Origin of the sequence: Mesorhizobium sp. M4A.F.Ca.ET.020.02.1.1, from assembly GCF_004022645.1 — a bacterium.
Classification (GTDB): domain Bacteria; phylum Pseudomonadota; class Alphaproteobacteria; order Rhizobiales; family Rhizobiaceae; genus Mesorhizobium.
On the sequence record NZ_RZOI01000500.1, the window covers coordinates 1 to 4,585 of the forward strand.

The following is a 4,585-nucleotide window of genomic DNA, read 5'->3' on the forward strand; positions in this document are numbered from 1 at the left end:
GCCCAGGCTATTCGATCCGCGTCACCGCCAGCGGACCGCAAGCCCTGCAGGCGCTCGACGCACTGGAGCAGCTGGTGGCCTCACGCTTCGGCGAGGAATGCTGACGGCGTCTTTGCCCGGCGTATGCCGACAGCGCTTGGAGCCATTCAGCGTTTGATGGGATCGCCGATCCGCTCGGGTTCTCGCTCGGGTTCTTGTTCCGACGCAATTCCGGACGGAAAACCGCTTGGCGCTTTCCTGGAATTGTTACCGCAAAGACATGCACGAATAAAGATTTCTTTATATCCCATTGTCGTTTGAATGCCGATCTGCTAGTCAGGCCGGCAATTCGCGCCCTTCCACGCGCCGTCCGGCGCCGGCGCGTGCCACAGACAAATCACACCGGAGCACTGCCATGACGGGTAGCAAGGACTATGTGGTCGCCGACATTTCGCTTGCCGGCTGGGGCCGCAAGGAGATCGAGATCGCCGAAACCGAAATGCCGGGCCTGATGGCCTGCCGCGACGAATTCGGCGACAAGAAGCCGCTCAAGGGCGCGCGCATCACCGGCTCGCTGCACATGACGATCCAGACCGCGGTTCTGATCGAAACGCTGAAGGCGCTGGGCGCCGACATCCGCTGGGCCTCGTGCAACATCTTCTCGACCCAGGACCATGCCGCCGCCGCGATCGCCGAGGCCGGCATCCCGGTGTTCGCCATCAAGGGCGAAACGCTCGAGGACTATTGGGAATACACCGACAAGATCTTCCAGTGGGCCGATGGCGGCACCTCCAACATGATCCTCGACGATGGCGGCGACGCCACCATGTACATCCTGATCGGCGCCCGCGCCGAGGCCGGCGAGGACGTGCTGTCCAATCCGGGCAGCGAGGAGGAAGAGATCCTGTTCGCCCAGATCAAGAAGCGCCTGAAGGCATCGCCCGGCTTCTTCACCAAGCAGAAGGAAGCGATCCGCGGCGTCACCGAGGAGACGACCACCGGCGTCAACCGGCTCTACCAACTGCAGAAGAAGGGCCTGCTGCCGTTCCCGGCGATCAACGTCAATGACTCGGTGACCAAGTCGAAATTCGACAACAAGTACGGCTGCAAGGAATCGCTGGTCGACGGCATCCGCCGCGGCACCGACACGATGATGGCCGGCAAGGTCGCCGTGGTCTGCGGCTATGGCGACGTCGGCAAGGGCTCGTCGGCCTCGCTGAAGGGCGCCGGCGCCCGCGTCAAGGTCACCGAGGTCGACCCGATCTGCGCGCTGCAGGCGGCGATGGACGGTTTCGAGGTGGTCACGCTGGAAGACGCGGCACCCACCGCCGACATCGTCATCACCACCACCGGCAACAAGGATGTCGTCACCCTTGACCACATGCGGTCGATGAAAGACATGGTGATCGTCGGCAATATCGGCCACTTCGACAACGAGATCCAGGTGGCGTCGCTGCGCAATCTGAAATGGACCAACGTAAAGCCGCAGGTCGACATGATCACCTTCCCGGACGGCAAGCGGATGATCCTTTTGTCCGAGGGTCGCCTGCTCAACCTCGGCAACGCCACCGGCCATCCGAGCTTCGTCATGTCGGCGTCCTTCACCAACCAGGTGCTGGCGCAGATCGAGCTCTACAGCAAGCACGGCCAGTACCAGAACCAGGTCTACGTGCTGCCGAAGCACCTGGACGAGAAGGTCGCGCGCCTGCATCTTGGCAAGCTCGGCGCGCGCCTGACCGAACTGTCCGGCGAACAGGCCGCCTATATCGGCGTGACGCCGCAAGGGCCGTTTAAGCCGGAACACTACCGCTATTAACCAAAACAGAAATTGCCACTAGATATTGAGGCCGGGCGATTGACATTTCGCCCGGCTTTATTTTTGCGCGGAATGATTCTTCACGCCGATTCCAGCAGGCGTTATTGTTGTGATTCGCGGTCCGGGGGACGAGGGCCGGGATACGCAATCTGGGCGGTCTTGCATTCAGGCGGCGAAGAGGACCAAGACATGCCGGGGGAAAACCCGCCTCGCGCGGGACAGGCCGTTTCCGGCGGCCATAGCGATTCGGTGACATCGGGCTCCGCCGTCAGGGGCGGGCATCTGTTGTGGCGTGGCGGTGCCCGCGCGGCGACGCTTCTCGCCGGCTCGGCGCTTTGCAGCCCGTTGCTTGGCCTTGCGGCTCATGCCGAAACCGTCGCGCAATCGGCCGGGCTGTCGGTCAGCACGGTCGAGGTGATGCAGCTCGCCATGTTCGCCGGGGTCATGGGGGCCGCCCTTGTCTCGGCCATCTTCCTGATCCGCGAAAGAGCCCGCACTTCGGCGCAGAACGCCGAACTCAGGACCCGAATCGCCGACGTCAACGCGGCGCTGCAGCGTTCCGAGGCGCTGCTCAATCTGCGCGACCAGCGCGTCGTGGTATGGGCTTCCGAGAACAAGAAGCCGGAGCTCATCGGAACATTGCCGCTGGAGAGCGGCGCACCCGAGGACCGGGCCGCTTTCCTTGCATTCGGCCGCTGGCTGATGCCGCGTTCGGCCGCGGCACTCGAACATGCCGTGGCGGCCCTGCGCGAAAAGGCAAGGGCCTTCGATCTGGTCATCGAGACACAGGCCGGAGTGCCGCTCGAGGTGCAAGGGCGCAAGAGCGCGGCGCATGTGCTGGTGCGCTTCGTGTCGCTGTCGGAAACGCTGCGCAGCCAGGCGCGGCTGAAGATCGAGAACCAGCGGCTCAGCGCCGACTACGAGACAATGCTCGGCCTGCTCGACGCCCTGAAGATGCCGACATGGCTGCGCTCCGCCGACGGCCGGCTGAAATGGGTCAACCGCGCCTATGCCGAGGCGGTCGAGGCGCAAAATGCAGAAGCGGCGGTGCGCGAGGCCAAGGAATTCCTGGGCGGACAGGCGCGCGAGCAGATCGCCGAGCAGCACAAGGCGCGCCCGGTGTTCGAACAGACGCTGTCCACGGTGATCGAAGGCGATCGCCGGATGTTCTCAGTGACGGATTTCGCCGGCACGGACGGCTCGGCTGGACTTGCCTGCGACACCAGCGCCACCGAAACCATCCGCGGCGAATATGAGCGCACGGTGCGCAGCCACGCCGACACGCTCGATCAGCTCAACACCGCCGTTGCCATCTTCGACGCCAATGAGAAGCTGCGCTTCTTCAACCAGGCATTCCAGAAACTGTGGAACCTCGACAGCGGCTTCCTGCACAGCGCCCCGGACAATGCCTTGCTGCTCGACCGGCTGCGCAGCGAGGGCAAGATCGCCGAACAGCCGGAGTGGCGGCGCTGGAAGGAAGGCCTGCTCGGCGCCTATCGCGCAGTCGAATCGCAGGAGCACTGGTGGCACCTGCCCGACGGCAAGACCATCCGCGTGGTGGCCAACCCGCAGCCCAAGGGCGGCGTCACCTGGGTGTTCGAGAACCTGACCGAGAAGATGGACCTCGAAAGCCGCTACCAGACGGCGGTGCGCGTGCAGGGCGAGACGCTGGACAATCTTGCCGAGGGTGTCGCGGTGTTCGGTCCGGACGGACGGCTTCGGCTGTCGAACCCGGCTTTCGTCGCGCTGTGGGGTCTAAACCAGGACGTGGTCAAGCCCAATGTGCATGTCTCGGCGATCCGCGACCTCTGTGACCGGCGTGCCAAGGACAGCCCTTGGGGCGGCTTCGTCGCCGCCATCACCGGATTCGACGACGAACGCCGCGACCGCCACGGCCAGAGCGAGCTCGTCGACGGCACGGTGCTCAGCCACGCGGTGATCCATTTGCCCAACGGGCAAGTGATGATGACCTTCGTCGACGTCACCGACAGCGTCAATGTCGAGCGGGCGCTGAAGGACAAGAACGAGGCGCTGGAGCGGTCCGACCAGCTGAAGAACGAGTTCGTGCAGCACGTTTCCTACGAGCTGCGCTCGCCGCTGACCAACATCATCGGCTTCACCGAGCTGCTGTCGCTGCCGTCGACCGGGCCGTTGACGCCGAAGCAGCGCGAATATGTCGAGCATGTCGGCTCGTCCTCCTCGGTGCTGCTCACCATCGTCAACGACATACTGGATCTCGCCACCGTCGATGCCGGCATCATGCAGCTCGACATCTCCGAGGTCAGCGTCGACCGGACCATCGCGGCGGCCGCCGAGCTTGTGGCCGACCGGCTGGAGGAGCATTCGATCACGCTCAAGGTCGAAGCCGCGGCGGCGCCGAAGAGCTTCCATGGCGACGAGACCCGCATCCGCCAGATTCTCTACAATCTGTTGAGCAACGCCGCGAACTACGCGCCGGAAGCAAGCACCGTCACCCTCGCCTGCCGCCAACTCGCCGACGGCGTGGAATTCTCCGTCCATGACGACGGGCCCGGCATGCCGCCGGACGTGCTGGATTCGGTGTTCCGCCGCTTCGAGCCGCGGACCAATGGCGGGCGCCGGCGTGGTGCCGGGCTCGGCCTGTCGATCGTCAAAAGCTTCGTCGAGCTGCATGGCGGCAGCGTCCGCATCGAGACCGGCAAGGACAAGGGCACCACCGTCATCTGCACCTTCCCGGCCGCGCCCTCGGGCATTCGCGCCGCGGCCGAGTAGCGGACCTCATGGCCGGGCTGGAACGTTTTCTCGCCGACG

Annotated in this window: 2 protein-coding genes and 1 pseudogene; all 3 read left to right on the top strand. The window is 64.6% G+C overall.

All coding sequences use genetic code 11. The annotated features are described in order from the left end of the window. Window positions 1–104, top strand: a pseudogene (locus EN742_RS39590) (HPr family phosphocarrier protein); the annotation flags it as partial. Window positions 105–394: 290 nt separating this feature from the next. After that, window positions 395–1,795 carry an adenosylhomocysteinase gene (gene ahcY / locus EN742_RS25155; RefSeq protein WP_126057119.1) on the top strand — a complete coding sequence of 467 codons (1,401 nt, stop codon included), beginning with the start codon at window positions 395–397 and terminating at the stop codon, window positions 1,793–1,795. 189 nt (window positions 1,796–1,984) lie between these two features. Beyond that, a complete protein-coding gene (locus EN742_RS25160; protein WP_127405145.1) occupies window positions 1,985–4,546 on the top strand; it encodes a PAS domain-containing sensor histidine kinase in 2,562 nt (853 codons plus the stop codon). The last annotated feature ends 39 nt before the right edge of the window (window positions 4,547–4,585 follow it).

Coding starts and splice junctions, on each gene's coding strand:
- ahcY (WP_126057119.1), top strand. CDS start 395: ATGACGGGTAGCAAGGACTATGTGGTCGCCGACATTTCGCTTGCCGGC.
- EN742_RS25160 (WP_127405145.1), top strand. CDS start 1,985: ATGCCGGGGGAAAACCCGCCTCGCGCGGGACAGGCCGTTTCCGGCGGC.